The sequence below is a fragment of the Trichlorobacter thiogenes genome (genome assembly GCF_900167465.1).
GTDB lineage: Bacteria > Desulfobacterota > Desulfuromonadia > Geobacterales > Pseudopelobacteraceae > Trichlorobacter > Trichlorobacter thiogenes.
On sequence record NZ_FUWR01000023.1, the window covers coordinates 1 to 16,297 of the forward strand.

Annotated in this window: 16 protein-coding genes and 1 pseudogene; 10 read left to right on the forward strand and 7 right to left on the reverse strand. The window is 51.9% G+C overall.

Features of this window, described 5'->3' with window-relative positions:
• Positions 1 to 177 (reverse strand): annotated as a pseudogene (locus tag B5D39_RS17465) (ISL3 family transposase); the annotation flags it as partial.
• 383 nt (positions 178 to 560) lie between these two features.
• Between B5D39_RS17465 and rph the strand changes: the two are divergent.
• The 7 genes from rph (at position 561) to B5D39_RS14745 (ending at position 5,772) form a co-directional block, all read left to right on the forward strand.
• Entirely contained in the window at positions 561 to 1,277 is a 717-nt protein-coding gene (rph, locus tag B5D39_RS14715) for a ribonuclease PH (RefSeq protein ID WP_078791223.1), read from the forward strand.
• Positions 1,274 to 1,864 (forward strand): XTP/dITP diphosphatase, encoded by a 591-nt coding sequence (locus B5D39_RS14720; protein WP_078791224.1) that lies wholly within the window; start codon positions 1,274 to 1,276, stop codon positions 1,862 to 1,864. Before rph ends, B5D39_RS14720 begins: the two co-directional genes overlap by 4 nt.
• Positions 1,865 to 2,839, forward strand: a complete 975-nt coding sequence (locus B5D39_RS14725) for an ABC transporter permease (protein ID WP_078791225.1) — start codon at positions 1,865 to 1,867, stop codon at positions 2,837 to 2,839.
• A 3-nt stretch (positions 2,840 to 2,842) separates the two neighbouring features.
• Positions 2,843 to 3,697 carry an oligopeptide ABC transporter permease gene (opp4C, locus tag B5D39_RS14730; RefSeq protein WP_078791226.1) on the forward strand — a complete coding sequence of 285 codons (855 nt, stop codon included), beginning with the start codon at positions 2,843 to 2,845 and terminating at the stop codon, positions 3,695 to 3,697.
• Between the two features lie 12 nt (positions 3,698 to 3,709).
• Complete coding sequence (locus tag B5D39_RS14735) at positions 3,710 to 4,198, forward strand: hypothetical protein (protein WP_078791227.1); 489 nt, start codon at positions 3,710 to 3,712, stop codon at positions 4,196 to 4,198.
• Positions 4,199 to 4,212: 14 nt separating this feature from the next.
• The gene (locus B5D39_RS14740; protein WP_078791228.1) at positions 4,213 to 4,842 is read left to right on the forward strand and encodes a class I SAM-dependent methyltransferase; all 630 of its coding nucleotides are present in this window, start codon (positions 4,213 to 4,215) and stop codon (positions 4,840 to 4,842) included.
• A 90-nt stretch (positions 4,843 to 4,932) separates the two neighbouring features.
• On the forward strand, positions 4,933 to 5,772 hold the full coding sequence (locus B5D39_RS14745) for an HDOD domain-containing protein (RefSeq protein ID WP_078791229.1): 840 nt from the start codon (positions 4,933 to 4,935) through the stop codon (positions 5,770 to 5,772).
• A 69-nt stretch (positions 5,773 to 5,841) separates the two neighbouring features.
• On the opposite strand, the gene B5D39_RS14750 is transcribed toward B5D39_RS14745, so the two are convergent.
• The 6 genes from B5D39_RS14750 to B5D39_RS14775 all read right to left on the reverse strand — a co-directional run bounded on the left by B5D39_RS14750 (position 5,842) and on the right by B5D39_RS14775 (position 12,861).
• A complete protein-coding gene (locus B5D39_RS14750) occupies positions 5,842 to 7,359 on the reverse strand; it encodes a glucose-6-phosphate isomerase (protein WP_078791230.1) in 1,518 nt (505 codons plus the stop codon).
• 130 nt (positions 7,360 to 7,489) lie between these two features.
• Positions 7,490 to 8,785: a phosphopyruvate hydratase gene (gene eno / locus B5D39_RS14755; protein ID WP_078791231.1), complete on the reverse strand. Its 1,296-nt coding sequence runs from the start codon at positions 8,783 to 8,785 to the stop codon at positions 7,490 to 7,492.
• Positions 8,786 to 8,868: 83 nt separating this feature from the next.
• On the reverse strand, positions 8,869 to 9,750 hold the full coding sequence (locus tag B5D39_RS14760; protein ID WP_078791232.1) for a hypothetical protein: 882 nt from the start codon (positions 9,748 to 9,750) through the stop codon (positions 8,869 to 8,871).
• Complete coding sequence (tgt, locus tag B5D39_RS14765) at positions 9,747 to 10,889, reverse strand: tRNA guanosine(34) transglycosylase Tgt (protein ID WP_078791233.1); 1,143 nt, start codon at positions 10,887 to 10,889, stop codon at positions 9,747 to 9,749. Before tgt (B5D39_RS14765) ends, B5D39_RS14760 begins: the two co-directional genes overlap by 4 nt.
• Before the next feature lie 23 nt (positions 10,890 to 10,912).
• A complete protein-coding gene (locus tag B5D39_RS14770) occupies positions 10,913 to 11,902 on the reverse strand; it encodes an ABC transporter ATP-binding protein (protein ID WP_078791234.1) in 990 nt (329 codons plus the stop codon).
• Positions 11,899 to 12,861 (reverse strand): ABC transporter ATP-binding protein, encoded by a 963-nt coding sequence (locus B5D39_RS14775; RefSeq protein ID WP_078791235.1) that lies wholly within the window; start codon positions 12,859 to 12,861, stop codon positions 11,899 to 11,901. Before B5D39_RS14775 ends, B5D39_RS14770 begins: the two co-directional genes overlap by 4 nt.
• A gap of 122 nt (positions 12,862 to 12,983) precedes the next feature.
• On the opposite strand from B5D39_RS14775, the gene B5D39_RS14780 reads away from it, so the two are divergent.
• The 3 genes from B5D39_RS14780 to tgt (B5D39_RS14790) are packed head-to-tail and all read left to right on the forward strand — an operon-like array spanning position 12,984 to position 16,292.
• Entirely contained in the window at positions 12,984 to 14,114 is a 1,131-nt protein-coding gene (locus B5D39_RS14780) for a SpoIID/LytB domain-containing protein (RefSeq protein ID WP_078791236.1), read from the forward strand.
• 10 nt (positions 14,115 to 14,124) lie between these two features.
• The gene (gene queA, locus B5D39_RS14785; protein WP_078791237.1) at positions 14,125 to 15,150 is read left to right on the forward strand and encodes a tRNA preQ1(34) S-adenosylmethionine ribosyltransferase-isomerase QueA; all 1,026 of its coding nucleotides are present in this window, start codon (positions 14,125 to 14,127) and stop codon (positions 15,148 to 15,150) included.
• Between the two features lie 5 nt (positions 15,151 to 15,155).
• Positions 15,156 to 16,292, forward strand: a complete 1,137-nt coding sequence (gene tgt, locus B5D39_RS14790; RefSeq protein ID WP_425274652.1) for a tRNA guanosine(34) transglycosylase Tgt — start codon at positions 15,156 to 15,158, stop codon at positions 16,290 to 16,292.
• The last annotated feature ends 5 nt before the right edge of the window (positions 16,293 to 16,297 follow it).

Genomic DNA, 16,297 nt, shown 5'->3' on the forward strand with positions numbered 1-16,297 from the left:
CAAGGTGTCATAGCCGGGACCAGGTTTGCCGCATCTGGAACAGACAGGCTGCCTGTTCTTGCGGGGGCGGATCTCAATGTCAAGGACCGTGCGCTGTCCCTTGTTTCGCTGGTGGACAGCGCCATACACAAAACCTTGATGCGGTTGAACGAAATTCAGTATAGACTTGAGCTGCATCCCGCTCTCCTTGTCTGTATTGGGTTTCTTGGTCGAAACACACAATGACAGATTTGTAGGCGGGATGCTCTATTTCGTTCACCAGGTAGCTGCTCAGACCATCTTCGGCAGGTCAGTTACCCATAAATTCTGCGGAAGAACCAAAAATATTATGATTTTGTTCGTTCCTTTGATGCCTGGAAGTGCAGTTGCTGCGGAGATGTCGTTGATTCAACCATACTTCAGAACAGGGCCCGGTGCAGTAGCAGCTTTCTTGGCTGACCGATAAACAGAATTTCAAGATTGATCACAGGGGAATCCAGCTATGGGTTCCCCTTTTTGTTTGACAGCAGGTGCCGTAATCCGTACATTTTCTCCACTTTAGACAGCCAAGGAGCATCATAATGGTACGAGCAGGACGGAGTTTGCAGCAGTTACGCCCCATTAGTATAACACGTCACTTTATCAAGCACCCGGAAGGTGCTGTTTTGGTTGAGTTTGGAGACACCAGAGTCATCTGCACCGCCTCGATAGAGGAGTCTGTTCCGCCGTTTCTGCGTGGTAAAGGTACCGGCTGGGTCACTGCTGAATACTCCATGCTGCCCCGTGCTACCCATACCCGTTCTTCCCGTGAGGCTGCCAAAGGTAAGCAAAGTGGCAGAACACTTGAAATTCAGCGTCTGATCGGACGTTCTCTGCGGGCTGTGACTGACATGGCCAAGCTGGGTGAGCGCACCATCTATCTGGATTGTGATGTGATCCAGGCAGATGGCGGCACTCGCACCGCCTCCATTACCGGCGCGTATGTGGCCTTGGTTGATGCAATTTCGTCTTTGCTGGCCCAGGGCAAGATTGCTGAAAGTCCGCTCAAAGAAGCTGTGGCTGCAGTCAGCGTGGGGATTGTAGATGGCCAGGCTCTGCTTGATCTTGATTATCAGGAGGATTCCAGCGCTGAAGTGGACATGAACTTTGTTATGACATCCTCAGGCCGGTTTGTTGAGGTGCAGGGCACAGCTGAGGCAGAGCCATTTACTCTTGAGCAGATGGATGCCATGCGTAACCTGGCCATGACAGGTATCAACCAGCTGTTTACCCATCAACAGGAGGCCTTGTCGCGATGAAGCAGTTGCTGGTTGCCACCCGGAACCGGGGCAAGATCAAGGAGATCAGGGCGCTACTGGATGGCCTGGTGGAAGAGGTTATCTGTGGGGCGGATCTGCCGGATCTGCTGGAGACGGTTGAGGATGGCGCCACCTTTAGTGACAATGCCTTGAAAAAGGCTCGTGAGGCCTGCAAGGCCACTGGTCTGCCAACCCTGGCCGATGATTCCGGATTGGTGGTAGATGGGCTTGATGGTCGTCCAGGTGTGTTCTCTGCCCGTTTTGCAGGGCCTGATGCAGATGATGGCGCTAACAATCTCAAACTTTTACAGGAAGTAGCTGGTGTACCACAGTCTGAGCGCGGCGCAGCCTTTGTCTGCAGTATGGCCTATGTCAGCCCTGCTGGTGTTGAACAGCTGTTTGAGGGCAGGGTAGGGGGTACGATTATTGATCAACCCAAGGGGGAGCATGGCTTTGGTTATGATCCCCTCTTTCTGGTGAATGGGTATCAGCAGACCATGGCAGAACTGCCGTTGGATGAAAAAAACCGGATCAGTCACCGAGGCCAGGCCTTGCAAGCCTTTAAGCAGTACCTTGGTGGAGCATAGATGACCACCTACCTGCTCAAACGGATAGCCATGCTGGTACCATTGATGCTTGGGATCACCCTAATCACCTTTACGGTTATTCATCTGGCACCGGGTGAGCCGGTGGATATGCAGATGGCCATGAACCCCAAGGTTGGCAAAGAGGCCAGAGAGCGTCTGACCAAGTTCTACGGTCTGGATAAACCGCTCCATGAACAGTATTTTACCTGGCTGGGCAGGCTGGCCAGGCTTGATCTGGGCCGCTCCTTTTCCAGTGATAACCGTCCGGTACTGGACAAGATCAAGGAACGTCTGCCGATCACTCTTTCGCTTAATCTGGTGGCTCTGATTATTGAGTTTGGTCTTGCGATTCCGATCGGGGTGCTGGCTGCGCTCAAAAGAAATTCGCATTTTGATAAAGGAACAACTGTCTTTGTTTATTTGGGCATAGCTATGCCCAATTTTTGGCTTGCACTACTACTAATGTATCTGTTTGGAGTTAAGCTAAGTTGGTTGCCAATTTCAAATCTTCATACTCTCGGGTATGAGTCGTACTCGTGGGTTGCTCAGGTTTGGGATTTGGTAAAACATCTGATTTTACCCCTCATAGTCGCCTCATTTGGGTCTTTGGCTGGAGTTTCCAGATATATGCGATCTGGCATGCTGGGCGTGATTGGTCAAGACTACATTGTTACGGCGCGTGCTAAGGGCCTTTCTGAACGAGTGGTTATTTGGAAACATGCTCTTCGTAATGCGCTTTTACCATTAGTTACATTGCTTGGGTTTTCTGTGCCCGGTCTTATTGGTGGTAGCGTTATAATTGAAACAATCTTCTCAATTCCTGGTATGGGGCAACTATTCTATCAGGGGGTCATGTCTCGTGATTACCCTGTGGTAATGGGTATACTTGTGATTGGTGCTTTTCTGACCTTACTTGGTAATTTACTGGCAGATATTGGTTATGCATTTGCTGACCCTCGTGTAAGGTTGAGGTGACCTATAGTGATTAAAAACAGTTACTTAATATCAATCCTATGGCCAAGGATAAAATGTAACAGGTTAGCAGTGATGGGGATAAGTGTTGTCAGTATATTGCTGCTCTTAGCTTTACTTGCTCCAATAATTTCACCGTATAATCCAACAGAAATACATGCAGTGCATGTGCTTTCTCCACCCAATTGGTCACATTGGTGCGGTACTGATGAGCTTGGAAGAGATGTATTAAGTCGAATGCTGTATGGAGCTAGAATTTCTCTAATGGTTGGTTTTGTAGCAATCGGTATTGCAGTTACTATTGGGTCATTGGTGGGGCTTGCATCCGGGTACTATGGTGGGTGGGTTGATACTCTCTTAATGCGTTTTGTTGATGTGATGCTATGTTTTCCTACGTTTTTTTTAATATTGGCAGTCATAGCATTTTTAAGCCCATCTATCTGGATCATCATGGCGGTGATCGGTCTGACCGGCTGGATGGGGGTGGCTCGCTTGGTCCGAGCGGAAGTACTCGTTATTCGTGAGATGGACTACATCCTGGCTGCCCGTTGCATCGGCTGCTCAGACTTGCGGATTATTCTGCGTCATATTCTTCCCAATGCCCTGTCACCGGTGTTAGTGGCAGCTACGCTGGGGGTCGCCGGGGCTATTCTGACTGAATCGGCCCTGTCGTTTCTTGGGATCGGTGTACAACCGCCAACCCCAAGTTGGGGGAATATTCTGACTTCTGGCAAGGACTATATTGAATTTGCCTGGTGGCTTTCCCTGTTTCCTGGACTAGCCATCCTGGTAACCGTACTTGCTTATAACCTGCTGGGTGAGGGGATCCGTGATGCCCTTGATCCGCGAACCATGAAATAATACGGGAGTTGTATGACTGAGATTGTTTTTGATCATGAAGATTTTGATTTTGAGACCATGGAAGAGGAACTGAAGGCTGATGAGCAGTGCCAGAGGCTGCTTCAGCAGTTTTATATCTGGTTGCAGCAATCTGGCCTGACACCGGAACATGCCTCAGAGCTTGCTTACAGTGCAGATTACTATCTGCGGGATTATGTGCTTGATTTTCTGCAGCGTAATGCTCTGCGGCCGCAAGCAGGCCAGGTACATTATTTTGCCAGTAACTGGTACATTACCCGTACTCTGGAACCTGAAATGGCGGTACTTGAACGGCATCTTGAGGCAATTGCAGCCCTGTACCGTTTTATGCATGAGCTGAACCTGGTGAATTCTGATCAGCTTGATCAGATGCTGAAGGAAACCACTCAGCTGGAATGTTACCAGCAACGGATAGCGTCTTTCCTTGCCCTGGCTGGTGAAGGCTACGAAGAGTGGGATCGTGCCTGCCAGCTCGAAAAGTAAAGGAGTCAGTTTACATGACGCAACATATTCGCCCTGATTTTGATAGTCGTGCCAGCCAGTGGGATAATCTGCCCCGTCGAGTGGCTTTGGCCAGGGCCGTGGTGGAGGCAATCATTGCTGAAGCTGATCCGCAACCGGGTATGCGGATGCTTGATTATGGTGCCGGCACTGGATTAGTAACTCTGGGGCTTCTGCCATTAGTCAGGGAGGCGATTGCCGTTGACAGTTCCCGTGGTATGTTGGAGCAGCTTGAAACCAAGGCCAAAGAAGCTGGCATTACCAATCTGCAGACCTGTTTTATTGATCTGGATTCAGAATGGCATCTGCCCCAGGGGATTGACCTGCTGGTCAGCAGTATGACCATGCATCATGTGCCGGAACCGGCTCCGCTTATGGCCCACTTCAAGGAATGTATGAATCCAGGTGCGCAGCTCTGCATTGCTGATCTGGAGCTGGAGGATGGCAGCTTCCATGATGACGCAACCGGTATTCCTCACAAAGGCTTTAGCGTTAAGGATATGGAAGGCTATTTCCGTGAAGCCGGGTTTGTTGATGTTAGAACGGTCTTGGTGATAGCCGTGAAGAAAGAACGGGAAGGTGCAATTCAGGAATATCCGGTTAACCTGACCATCGGGAAAGCTTGAGCATTCCTGCGATTGATTGACATCTGGAGCAATTTAACTTAGAAATGACAAAATTTAACATTTTCCGGATAGTTCCTGCAGGAGGGATGCATGTCCCAGGTCGCATTGCCTGAAACCGTTAGAAAACTGCTGGCCTCACAACCGATTGAGCTGCCCATCTTCCATCCGGTTGCGTTGAAGCTGCAGCGTATGCTGTCAGACTATGACTTTACCGTTGATGAGGTGGCGCAGATTGCCAATGAAGATCAGTCGCTGGCCAGCCAGATGCTGAAGATGGCCAACTCGCCCATGTATATGGGGCGTACCAAGGTGGCCACCATCAAGGAAGCGGTAATCAGGCTTGGTGCCCAGCAGGTTATCAATATTGCCATCGCTGCTTCACAGGCATCGGCACATGCTTCAGATAACCCGGCCCTGAATGCCTATATGAAAGAGCTCTGGCTGCACAGCCATGGCTCTGCACTGGGAGCACGCTGGCTGGCACACAACTGCGGCATGCGTGGGATTGCGGATGAGATCTATCTTGCTGCCCTGTTGCATGACGTGGGTAAACTGTATCTGGTAAAGGCGATTGAGCGACTGGTTAAGGCGGGTGTGATCAGCTCAATGTTTGATGATGACCTGATCATGGAGATCTTTGAGGCGATGCATGTTGAGCAGGGCTTTCGTCTGATGCAGCACTGGAACTTCCCATCCATGTACTGTGATGTGATCAGGGATCATCACCTGGAAGAATGGGATCCAGTCAACAAGATGCTGGCCATTGTCCGGTTTGTGAACCAGGCTTGTCATAAGGTTGGGCTTGGATTGAAGAAAGAGCCTGATTTGGCGCTTCATTTGACGTTAGAGGCAGAAGTGCTTGATATTGGTGAACTGCAGATTGCAGAGCTTGAGTCGCTTCTGATTGAGTCCCGTGAAGCAGAGTTTTAACGAATAACGGTGCTTCTGGTGTTAAAATAACGCCCCTTCAAGTGATCTTGAAGGGGCGTTTCTGTTGGTTTAATGGCTCTGCAACCGGCGTAGTATGGCATACACTATTTCCACCTGTTCCGGTACTCCAATCGCTTCAGCGACTTTTTCAGGCGATGGCAGATCAGCATGCCCTTGTACAAATGCCTGTACCTTCTTCTGTAACTCAATCACTGTCCCAGCTGCTTTTTTGCCTGCCTCAACCCCTGGCTGGTGATAGGCGTTGATATTGACTAATGACGCATATAGGCCAACTGTCCGCTCAAACAGGGCGATCAGGGCACCGATGGTGGCTGCGTCAATCCTTTCCACCGTGATGGTCATGGATTCCCGCCCCTTTTCTGACAAAGCCTGTCTGGTGCCGTACAGGAAACCAAACAGGAAATCACCGCTGGTCACTCCCTGCTCAACCTGCATGGAGCTGCCCTGACGATCCTGCAGCACCTCAATAAAGGTCACAAAGAAGTTGTGTACCCCTTCACGCAACTGCTGCACATAGGCGTGTTGATCGGTAGAGCCTTTGTTTCCGTACACCGTCAGCCCTTGACCCACGACGTTGCCATCCAGGTCTAACTGTTTTCCGATTGATTCCATGATCAGTTGCTGCAGATAGCGGGAGAAGAGCAGCAGGCGGTCTTTATAGGGCAGCATCACCATATCCTTATCGCCGTTTCCACCGGTGGCATGGTGCCACATCAGGGCCATCAAGCTGGCTGGATTAAAGGTGGCAATCCTGCTGCGGGTGATCTGGTCACAGGTCTGTGCGCCGCGTAGCAGCTCTCTGATGTTGATTCCCTGCAGTGCTGCCGGTAAAAGTCCCACAGCTGAGGTAACCGAGGTGCGGCCACCGACCCAGTCCCACATGGGAAAGCGGGTGATCCAGCCTTCAGCCACAGCCAGTTTGTCCAGTTGACTGCCATTGCCGGTAATGGCTACAGCCTGCTTGCTAAAATCAAGCCCGGCGCGTTGCCATGCTGCCTGGGCCTCCAGCATGCCGTTGCGGGTCTCTTTGGTGGAGCCACTTTTGGAGATTACAATCACCAGACAGTCAGAGAGGTTGCCGATCTGACTGAAGACCCGGTCCATACCATCTGGGTCAGTGTTGTCCAGAAAGTAGGGTGTCATTTTGTCAGTACTGTTGCCTAGGGCATCAGCCACAAACTGGGGGCCCAGGGCTGAACCGCCAATCCCGATTATCAATAGTTTGGTAAAGGTCTTGTTACCTGGAGCGCAGATTTTGCCGGAATGAATGTCAGCGCTAAAAGACTCAATCAGGTCAACGGTGGATTCGATCTGCTGCTGGATTTCCGGTGTGGGAGCAAGGGTAGGGGTGCGTAGCCAGTAATGACCAACCATGCGGCCTTCATCAGGGTTGGCAATGCTGCCCTGTTCAAGGGCAAGCATTGCATCAAACGCCTGTTGCATGGCAGGTTCCATCCGGTTCAGGAACTCATCGTCAAAATTCATTCGGCTGATATCAAGCCAGAGGCCGATCTCAGGGCAGTGGCAGAGGTGCTGCTGAAAGCGGTTCCAGGTATTTGTCGGCATTGGTTTGCTCCTTCTGGTGGATGATGCTGTACCTATACCACAGGCTGTTGGAAAATCCAGATCAGTGGCCCCAAAAACAAAGGGCGGGGATAACCCCGCCCTTTGAATACTTTTAATTGAAGCTTTAAAACTACTTCTTTATGTTATAGAAAACATTATGACCTTTGAACTCTGCAGTGGTATCCAGCTCATCTTCAATCCGCAGCAGTTGGTTGTACTTGGCCACCCGGTCAGTACGGCAGAGCGAACCGGTCTTGATCTGTCCGGCATTAACGGCTACTGCCAAATCAGCCAGGGTGGTGTCTTCGGTTTCACCGGAACGGTGGGAAATAACCGTGGTGTAGCCAGCCCGTTTGGCCATTTCAATCGCCTCAAGGGTCTCGGTCAGGGTACCGATCTGGTTCAGCTTGATCAGGATAGAGTTGGCAATCCCTTTCTGTATCCCTTCCTTCAGGATGGCGGGGTTGGTCACGAACAGGTCATCACCCACGATCTGGATCTTTTTGCCCAGGCGGTCGGTCATCAGCTTCCAGCCATCCCAGTCGTTTTCAGCCATACCGTCTTCAATGGAGATAATCGGGTACTTGTTGACCAGGTTTTCGTAGAAGTCCACCATTTGGGCTGGAGTTTTTTCTTTCTGTGCCTCGTTCTCCAGGGTGTAGATCCCTTTTTCTTTATTAAACAGCTCGGATGAAGCAACATCCAGGGCCAGCAGAACATCTTCGCCCGGCTTGTAACCGGCCTTGACGATCGCCTCCATGATAACTTCCAGCGCCTCTTCATTGGACTTCAGGTTGGGGGCAAAGCCGCCCTCATCACCAACGGCAGTGTTGTAGCCTTTGGCCTTCAGTACCCCTTTCAGGGCATGGAAGATCTCTGCGCCCATCCGCAGCGCCTCGGCAAAGCAACCGGCACCGGCAGGCATGATCATGAATTCCTGAATATCCACGTTGTTGTCTGCGTGGGCGCCACCGTTGATGATGTTCATCATTGGCAACGGCAGTTCGCGGGCATTGGCTCCGCCAATATATTTGTAGAGCGGCATGCCTGCTTCTTCAGCAGCAGCCTTGGCAACCGCCAGTGAGATTCCCAAAATTGCGTTGGCGCCCAGGTTGCTCTTGAACTCGGTTCCATCCATTTCCAGCATCCGCTGGTCAATTCCGACCTGATCACTGGCTTCCATGCCGATCAGTTCATCAGCAATCCTGTTGTTCACGTTATCAACTGCTTGCAGCACACCCTTGCCCAGATAGCGGCCTTTGTCGCCATCACGCAGTTCCAGTGCTTCACGCTCACCGGTTGATGCACCGGATGGTACTGCTGCCCGGCCAAAGGCACCGGACTCAAGAAACACCTCACACTCAAGGGTGGGATTACCGCGGGAATCCAGAATCTCCCGTGCATAGATATCAACAATTTCGCTCATCACTGCCTCCTCATGGAATTGGATCAAAACCTCACTTTTATAGCAACTGAGTGAGGAAAAGAAAAGCACCAGTTACAACCAACTTATAGTTTTGCAGGTGGCGCTGTTCCTGTTTCACCTGCCAGTTCATCATAGACCGCCAACGCCTTGATGGTATTGGTAATTCTTACTCCCTGGGTTTCAAAGGTCTTCAGTCGGGTATTAAACAGCTCGGTCTGGGTCTTGAGGTTGCCTGAGCTTTCAGTCAGAAAACTTTTTTCCTGTTGGCTGTCCTCTTTTTTCTTAAATACCCCTTTGACCTTGTGCAGGTACTCATCGCCGGTGCTGAGGTAGTTGTTTAATCCAACCAGAAACGCCTGTGCGCTGGCAGAGAGATCTGCAATGCTGTTCAGTTGATGCTGTGCCTCAAGCATGCTCTTTAAAAAAGGACCATCGGCAAAGGCATGTACGTCAGCCAGAGCCTTGGGATCAGGCTGATTGGGATCAAGTGCTGATGCCTGGTTGATAAGTTGCTGCGAAGCTTGCAAGTAGCTGTTAAGTGATTTGGAAGTGCTGCCAAGGCTTAAGGTAAACTGAGCCACAAATTTTGAGAAAAACGCAGCCTGTCCGGCATAGGGGATCGGCAGAAATTTAGCAACGGTAGCCGCTGCAGAACCTGCCTGAATATAGCGGCTGTAGGATGCCAGATTGGTGTTCATCCAGGCGGCGTACCGTTCAAAATCACCGATCAGGGCTCGTTGGCCCTTGATGTCATCCATGGCCTGATGGAATTTTGCCAGTTTACGTTGCTGCAACAGGCTGAGGGTAAGGCATCTGGGCAGTTCACATTGGTGTGGCTTGCTGGTTACTTCCAACGGGTGCATGGTCGTGACAACCGGCTGGGCAACCGGTGCTGTCTCTGCTGCCAAAACCGCAGTGGCAACTGCAGCTATGAATGATACGGTTAATGCAGTGGTTCTGATCATTTTGAATGTTTCTTTGATCCTTGAGTTTGTTTTTCTGAAGCCAGATAGTCGGCCAAAAAGGCCTGTTTGTAGGCCATGAAGCGGTTGTCGGCAATAGCCTGACGGATCTCTGTCATCATCTGCAGGTAAAACGTGACGTTGTGAATGGCTGACAGCACTGCCGAGAGCACTTCGTTTGCGGCAAACAGGTGGTGCAGGTAGGCCCGGCTGAAGTTCTGGCAGGTGTAGCAACTGCAGGATGGATCAACCGGGAAAAAATCACGTTTATAGTTTTTGTTGCTCACCCTGATCTTGCCCCGTCGGGTAAACAGGGTGGCGCTACGGGCATAGCGGGTGGGGATCACGCAGTCAAACATATCAATGCCCCGTTCAACGCTCTCCAGAATATCTTCCGGCAGACCAACTCCCATCAGATAACGCGGCTTGTCCTCTGGCAGATGGGGCGCGGTCCAGCCAACCACTTTTTTGAGCAGTTCCAGTCCTTCACCCACGCTGACCCCGCCAATGGCATAGCCGGGTAGATCCAGCTTGCGCATTTCTTTGGCGCACATAATCCGCAGGTCTTCATACACGCTGCCCTGTACGATTCCAAACAACGCCTGGGTCTCACGGTTGGTCCAGGCGTTCTGGCATTCTTTCAGCCAGCGGATGGTCTTCCTGGTGGACTGCTCAGCATATACCTTGTCGCAGGGGTAGGGGATGCACTCATCAAAGGCCATCATGATATCTGAGCCAAGTTCTTGTTGGATATTGATCGCCTTGGCCGGATCAAGGTAGATCTCTTCGCCGGTCAGTTCATGCTTAAAGAATACGCCATCCTCGGTAATCCGTTTCTTGGGCAGGGAAAAAACCTGAAACCCGCCGGAATCAGTCAGGATCGGCTTTTCCCAGGCCATGAATTTGTGCAAGCCGCCAGCCTTCTTGACCAGACCTTCACCTGGCTGCAGGTGCAGGTGGTAGGTGTTGGACAGGATAATCTGTGCCCCGGTATCGTGAATCTGGGCCGGTGTCAGCGGTTTCATGGCACCGTGGGTTGCCACCGGCATGAAGATCGGGGTCTGGATTTCGCCATGGCTGGTTTGGAGGATGCCAAGCCGTGCAGCAGAATCTTTGTCTTTTTTAAGCAGGGTAAAGTTCATGTGATGCTTTCTTGGTTGTGTGGTTACTTGCTGAAAATATTACTGCTCAGATGACAGGCCGCAAAATGGCCGGAACCTTGTGCAGCCAGTACAGGTGTTTCAGTACGGCAGATATCCGCAGCATAGGGGCAGCGGGGATGGAAACGGCATCCTTTTGGTAGATCAGCTGCTGAGGGTAATTCATGGGAGCGGATAACTGGTTTCGGGCTGCTGTCCGATGACTTGTGCAGGCGTGGAATGGCTGCCAGCAAGGCCTGGGTATAGGGATGACGGCATTGGTTGAACAGATCCTGTGCCGGTGCCAGTTCTACGATGCTGCCCAGATACATGACCGCTATCCGGTCACTGACATGACGCAGTACACCAAGGTCATGGCTGACCATCAGCATGGTCAGGCCGTGTTGCTGTTTCAACTCCTGTAACAGGTTGATAATCTGGGCCTGGATCGAGATATCAAGCGATGAGACCGGCTCATCAGCCACCAGTACAGCTGGTTGGGCTGCCAGGGCACGGGCAATGCCGATCCGCTGACGCTGGCCCCCGGAAAATTCATGGGGGAAACGGTCATACTGATCACCAGCCAGTCCTACCTGTGTCATCAGTTTGATGGCGGTTTCGCGAACCTGCTGGTTATCGCAGAGCCCGTGAATCAAAAGCGGTTCTGTAATGGCATCGCCGATCCGCATACGGGGATTTAAGGATGAAAAGGGGTCCTGAAAGATCATCTGCACTGAACGCCGGAAAATAGACTGCTTTTCAGGGGGCAGTTCCTTGATATCAGTGCCTTGGAACCTGATGCTGCCGCTATCCGGCTGCAGGAGGCCGGTCAACAGCTTGGCCACCGTAGATTTGCCGCAGCCTGATTCACCGGCCAACCCCAGGGTTTCTCCCGCTTGCAGGCTCAGAGAAACCTGATCTACTGCCTTGAGCATGGCCCTGGTCTGTTTGTCCGGGCCATTTCCCTTGAGCGGGAAACTTTTGTCTGCAGTATGGATGGAAAGGATATCGCTCATAGCAGGTAGTTCCAGCATTTAACCAGGTGTCCATTCCCCTTGTCCAGCTCAGCAGGCATCTGTTCAAAACAGACTGGCTTTACATCAGGACAGCGATCTTTAAAGGGACAGCCAATGATCGGTTTGTCAAGCCGGGGAGGTTGGCCCGGTATGGTGGCCAGCGGTTGACCCGGCAGGGCGTTTTCCGGCAACGAGGCCAACAGCCCTCTGGTGTAGGGGTGCAGCGGGTTGTTGAGAAGTTGATCAGTTGCAGCAGTTTCCACAATCTGACCGGCGTACATGACATGCACCCGGTCAGCCCGTTGGGCCACAATACCCAGGTCATGGGTAATCAACAGCAGGGCCAGACCTTTGTCACGGCGCAGTTGATCAATCAGTTCAAGGATCTGGGCCTGAATGGTGACATCAAGGGCGGTGGTCGGTTCATCGGCAATCAACAGTTGCGGATTACAGGCCAGGGCCATGGCGATCATGACCCGCTGACGCTGGCCCCCGGAGAGTTGATGGGGGTAGTCATTAATCCGTTGTTCAGGAGATGGTATTCCTACCTGTTGTAAGAGCTCAAGAGCTTCTGTCCGTGCTGCCTGCTTATCCAGCCTGCGGTGTAGCAGCAGCGGCTCCATCACCTGATCACCGATTTTCAGTACTGGATTCAGGGAGGTCATCGGCTCCTGAAAAATCATGGCAATCCGGTTACCCCGCAGCAGACGAAGTTCCTTTTCCGGCAGGTTTGCCAGCTCCTGACCATCAAAGCGGATTGAACCGCTCTCAATGCTGCCGGATGCCGGGATCAGCCCCATGATGGAACGGGCGGTCATGCTCTTGCCAGAGCCGGACTCACCCACCAGGGCCACGGTCTGGCCATAATCAAGGCATAGGTCCGCGCTGTTGACGGCATGCACAATGCCGTGGGGGGTGGGGATGGTAACAGTTAGATTGCTGATTTCAAGCAGTGCCATGGTGCGGCAGTGTAGCCTGCTGTTTCCCGCCTGTCAAACCTCGAAATGGTTATAGATAAACTTGAATCTGTTTGACACTCATACGGCTTTATGGTTCTATTTCAAACTTTCAATCGAAATTTATGAACTATTTATATTCTTTTATCATAACCGTATGTTTGCTGCTGTTGGCCGGAGTCGCCCCGCAGGGAGCTGCAGCCATTGAGATCGCAGCTACTAACGAGCAGATCCGGGTTGCCATCAGCAAAGGGGCTGATTCAGTTGCCATTGACGGTGACGGTATACTGGCCACCGATGAAACCGGCAAGCCTCTTACGCTTGAATTCCCTTTAACATTTCAAAACGAGCGGGGCAGGGTGCAGGCTGGAAGCAGTTCCAGCCGGCTGATACGTCTTGCTGCGGCTGGCAAGTTACGCATAAACGGTAAGTCTTACCGGGGAATGCTTGAGCTGTCAGTACAAAGCGGTAAGTTACTGGTGGTGAACCAGTTGCCCCTTGAGCAGTATCTGGTGGGGGTGATTAATAGCGAAATTTCCTCCACCTGGCCGATGGAGTCGATCAAGACCCAGGCAGTGATTGCCCGTACTTTTGCGGTGGCTAAACGGAAGGAACGTAGCAAGGCTTTCTATCACCTTGAGTCAACGGTAATGGATCAGGCCTATGAAGGCAGTGATGAAGAGGATAGTCGGGCTGCCCGTGGTGTTGTTGAAACTCAAGGTGAGGTATTAACCTATAACGGTTCGGTGATACAGGCTTTTTATCATGCCAATAGTGGCGGCCGAACCGAGGCATCACAGAATGTCTGGGGCATCGCGTTGCCCTATCTGCAGGGGGTCGAGTGCCAGTATGGTTTGACCTCAACCACCAGCAGTTGGGAACAGAGTCTGCCGCTGTCAAAAATTGAAGCTGCCTTGAAATCATTCAAGATCTATGGGCTTACTGATATTAAACTCGGTCCACGTAATAATCGCGGCAGATTGAAGAATCTGGTGCTGGTGACAGAGCGGGGCAACGTGATTCTGCTGGCAACCAAATTCAGGATGGCAGTTGGGTCAACAGTGATCAAAAGCACCAATTTTGCCGTGCGGGTTGATGGTGGCACGGTCTATTTTAATGGTTCCGGTTATGGTCATGGTGTGGGGCTGTGCCAGTATGGAGCCAAACAGCGGGCCCTGGATGGTTTCAGGTATAATGAAATCCTGTCCTACTATTATCCCGGCGCCAAACTGAGCAAGCTCTCTGAGCTTAAATAGCCCTGCAGATATGTTAGTTAGTGATTTTTCCTTTGAACTCCCTGATGAGCTGATTGCCCGTTATCCAATGCCACAGCGTGATGATTCACGTCTGTTGGTGCTGGAACGGCAGCAGCATACTCTGACAGAGGCACGTTTTAAGCAGATAACGGATTGGCTGCAGCCTGATGATCTGCTGGTGGTGAATGATACCAGGGTGATTCCGGCCCGCCTGTTTGGAAACAAGGAAACCGGTGGGCGGGTGGAACTGTTTCTGGTTGAACCGCAGCCAGATGCCTGTTGGCGTTGCCTGTTACGGGCCTCCAAGGCTTGCAAGCTAGGTCAAATGATCATACTTAGCCAGGGTGTTACTGCCCGGGTGGTAGACCGGCTGGGTGAGCAGGATTGGTTGATCCGGTTCCATGGCACTGATGATTTTGATGGCTGGCTGCAGCAGATCGGCCAGATGCCGATTCCACCCTACCTGAACCGCCCTTCAGAGGAGCTGGATCGGGAACGGTATCAGACCGTCTATGCAGCTGAATCCGGCGCCGTTGCAGCACCCACTGCAGGGCTGCACTTTACACCGCAGTTGCTGGACAGGATCAAGCAAAAGGGGGTTCAACTGGCTGCCGTTACCCTGCATGTTGGGCTGGGAACCTTTCAACCAGTGCGTGTCGAACGGGTGCAGGACCATATCATCCATCGCGAACGTTATAGCATCCCGCCTGAAACCGCTGCTGCAGTGGCAGCAACAAAGCAGCGGGGCGGCAGGGTGATTGCAGTGGGCACCACCGCCTGCCGGACCCTTGAATATGCTGCTGATGCAGCAGGTCAGGTGCATGCAGGCAAGGGTGAGGCAGATATCTTTATCTATCCCGGCTATGGTTTCAAGGTGGTGGATGCCTTGATTACCAACTTCCATCTGCCTGAATCAACCCTGTTGATGCTGGTCTCTGCCTTTGCCGGCCAGAAATTTGTTTTGGATGCCTACCGCAGGGCTGTGCAGGAAAAATACCGATTTTACAGCTATGGCGATGCCATGCTGATTGTGTAGGAGTAGTGGTGCCGGATCATTTCAGATTGTTGCATCAGGATACTGGCTGCCGTGCCCGTACCGGCAGAATAACGACCCCCCATGGTGAGATCCAGACCCCGATTTTTATGCCGGTGGGTACCAGCGCATCGGTTAAGGCGATGCGACCTGAGAACTTGAAGGATGCCGGTGCCCAGATTATTCTGTCCAATACCTATCACCTCTATCTGCGGCCGGGACACCGTCTGGTGGAGCAGATGGGTGGGCTCCACAAATTTATGGCCTGGGACAGGCCGATCCTGACCGATTCCGGCGGATTTCAGGTCTACAGCCTGACCGAGCTGCGCAAGATATCCGAAGAAGGGGTGAAGTTTCGCTCCCATATTGATGGTTCCATGCATCTGCTGACACCGGAACTGTCAATCAAGATTCAGGAGTCACTGGGGGCAGATATCATCATGTGTTTTGATGAGTGTCCGCCTGCTGAGGCAGACCGGGAGTATGTTGAGCGTTCCCTTGCCATGACCACCCGCTGGGCCCAGAGGTGTAAGGATGCCCATTCCCGGAGTGACCAGCTATTGTTTGGTATTGTGCAGGGGGGGCGCTTTGCAGAGCTGCGGCAGCGTAGCCTGCAGGAACTGCAGGAGATCGGATTTGACGGCTATGCCCTTGGCGGGCTGTCAGTAGGGGAAACAAAGCCGGTTATGCATGAGGTGATGGATGCCTGCAGCGACCTGCTTCCCCCTGATCATCCCCGTTATATCATGGGGATCGGTACCCCGGAAGATCTGGTTGAGGCGGTCTGGCGTGGTTATGATATGTTTGATTGCGTTATGCCGACCCGCAATGCCAGAAACGGGATGCTCTTTACCAGCCAGGGCAGATTGAACATCAAGCGTAAGCAGTATGAGGACGATCAGGGGCCGATTGATCCAACCTGTGACTGTTACGTTTGTCGGACATATAGCCGATCTTACCTGCGGCATCTGTTTCGTTCTGGCGAGATTTTGTCATCCATGCTAAACACTCATCACAACATTGCCTGGTATCTGAACCTGATGGCGCGGATGCGAGAGGCGATTACACAAGACAGATTTGAGGCATTCCGTAAGGAATTTTACCACCAACAACAATCAGAAACAGAAAATCACAAGGAGGAGTAGATCAA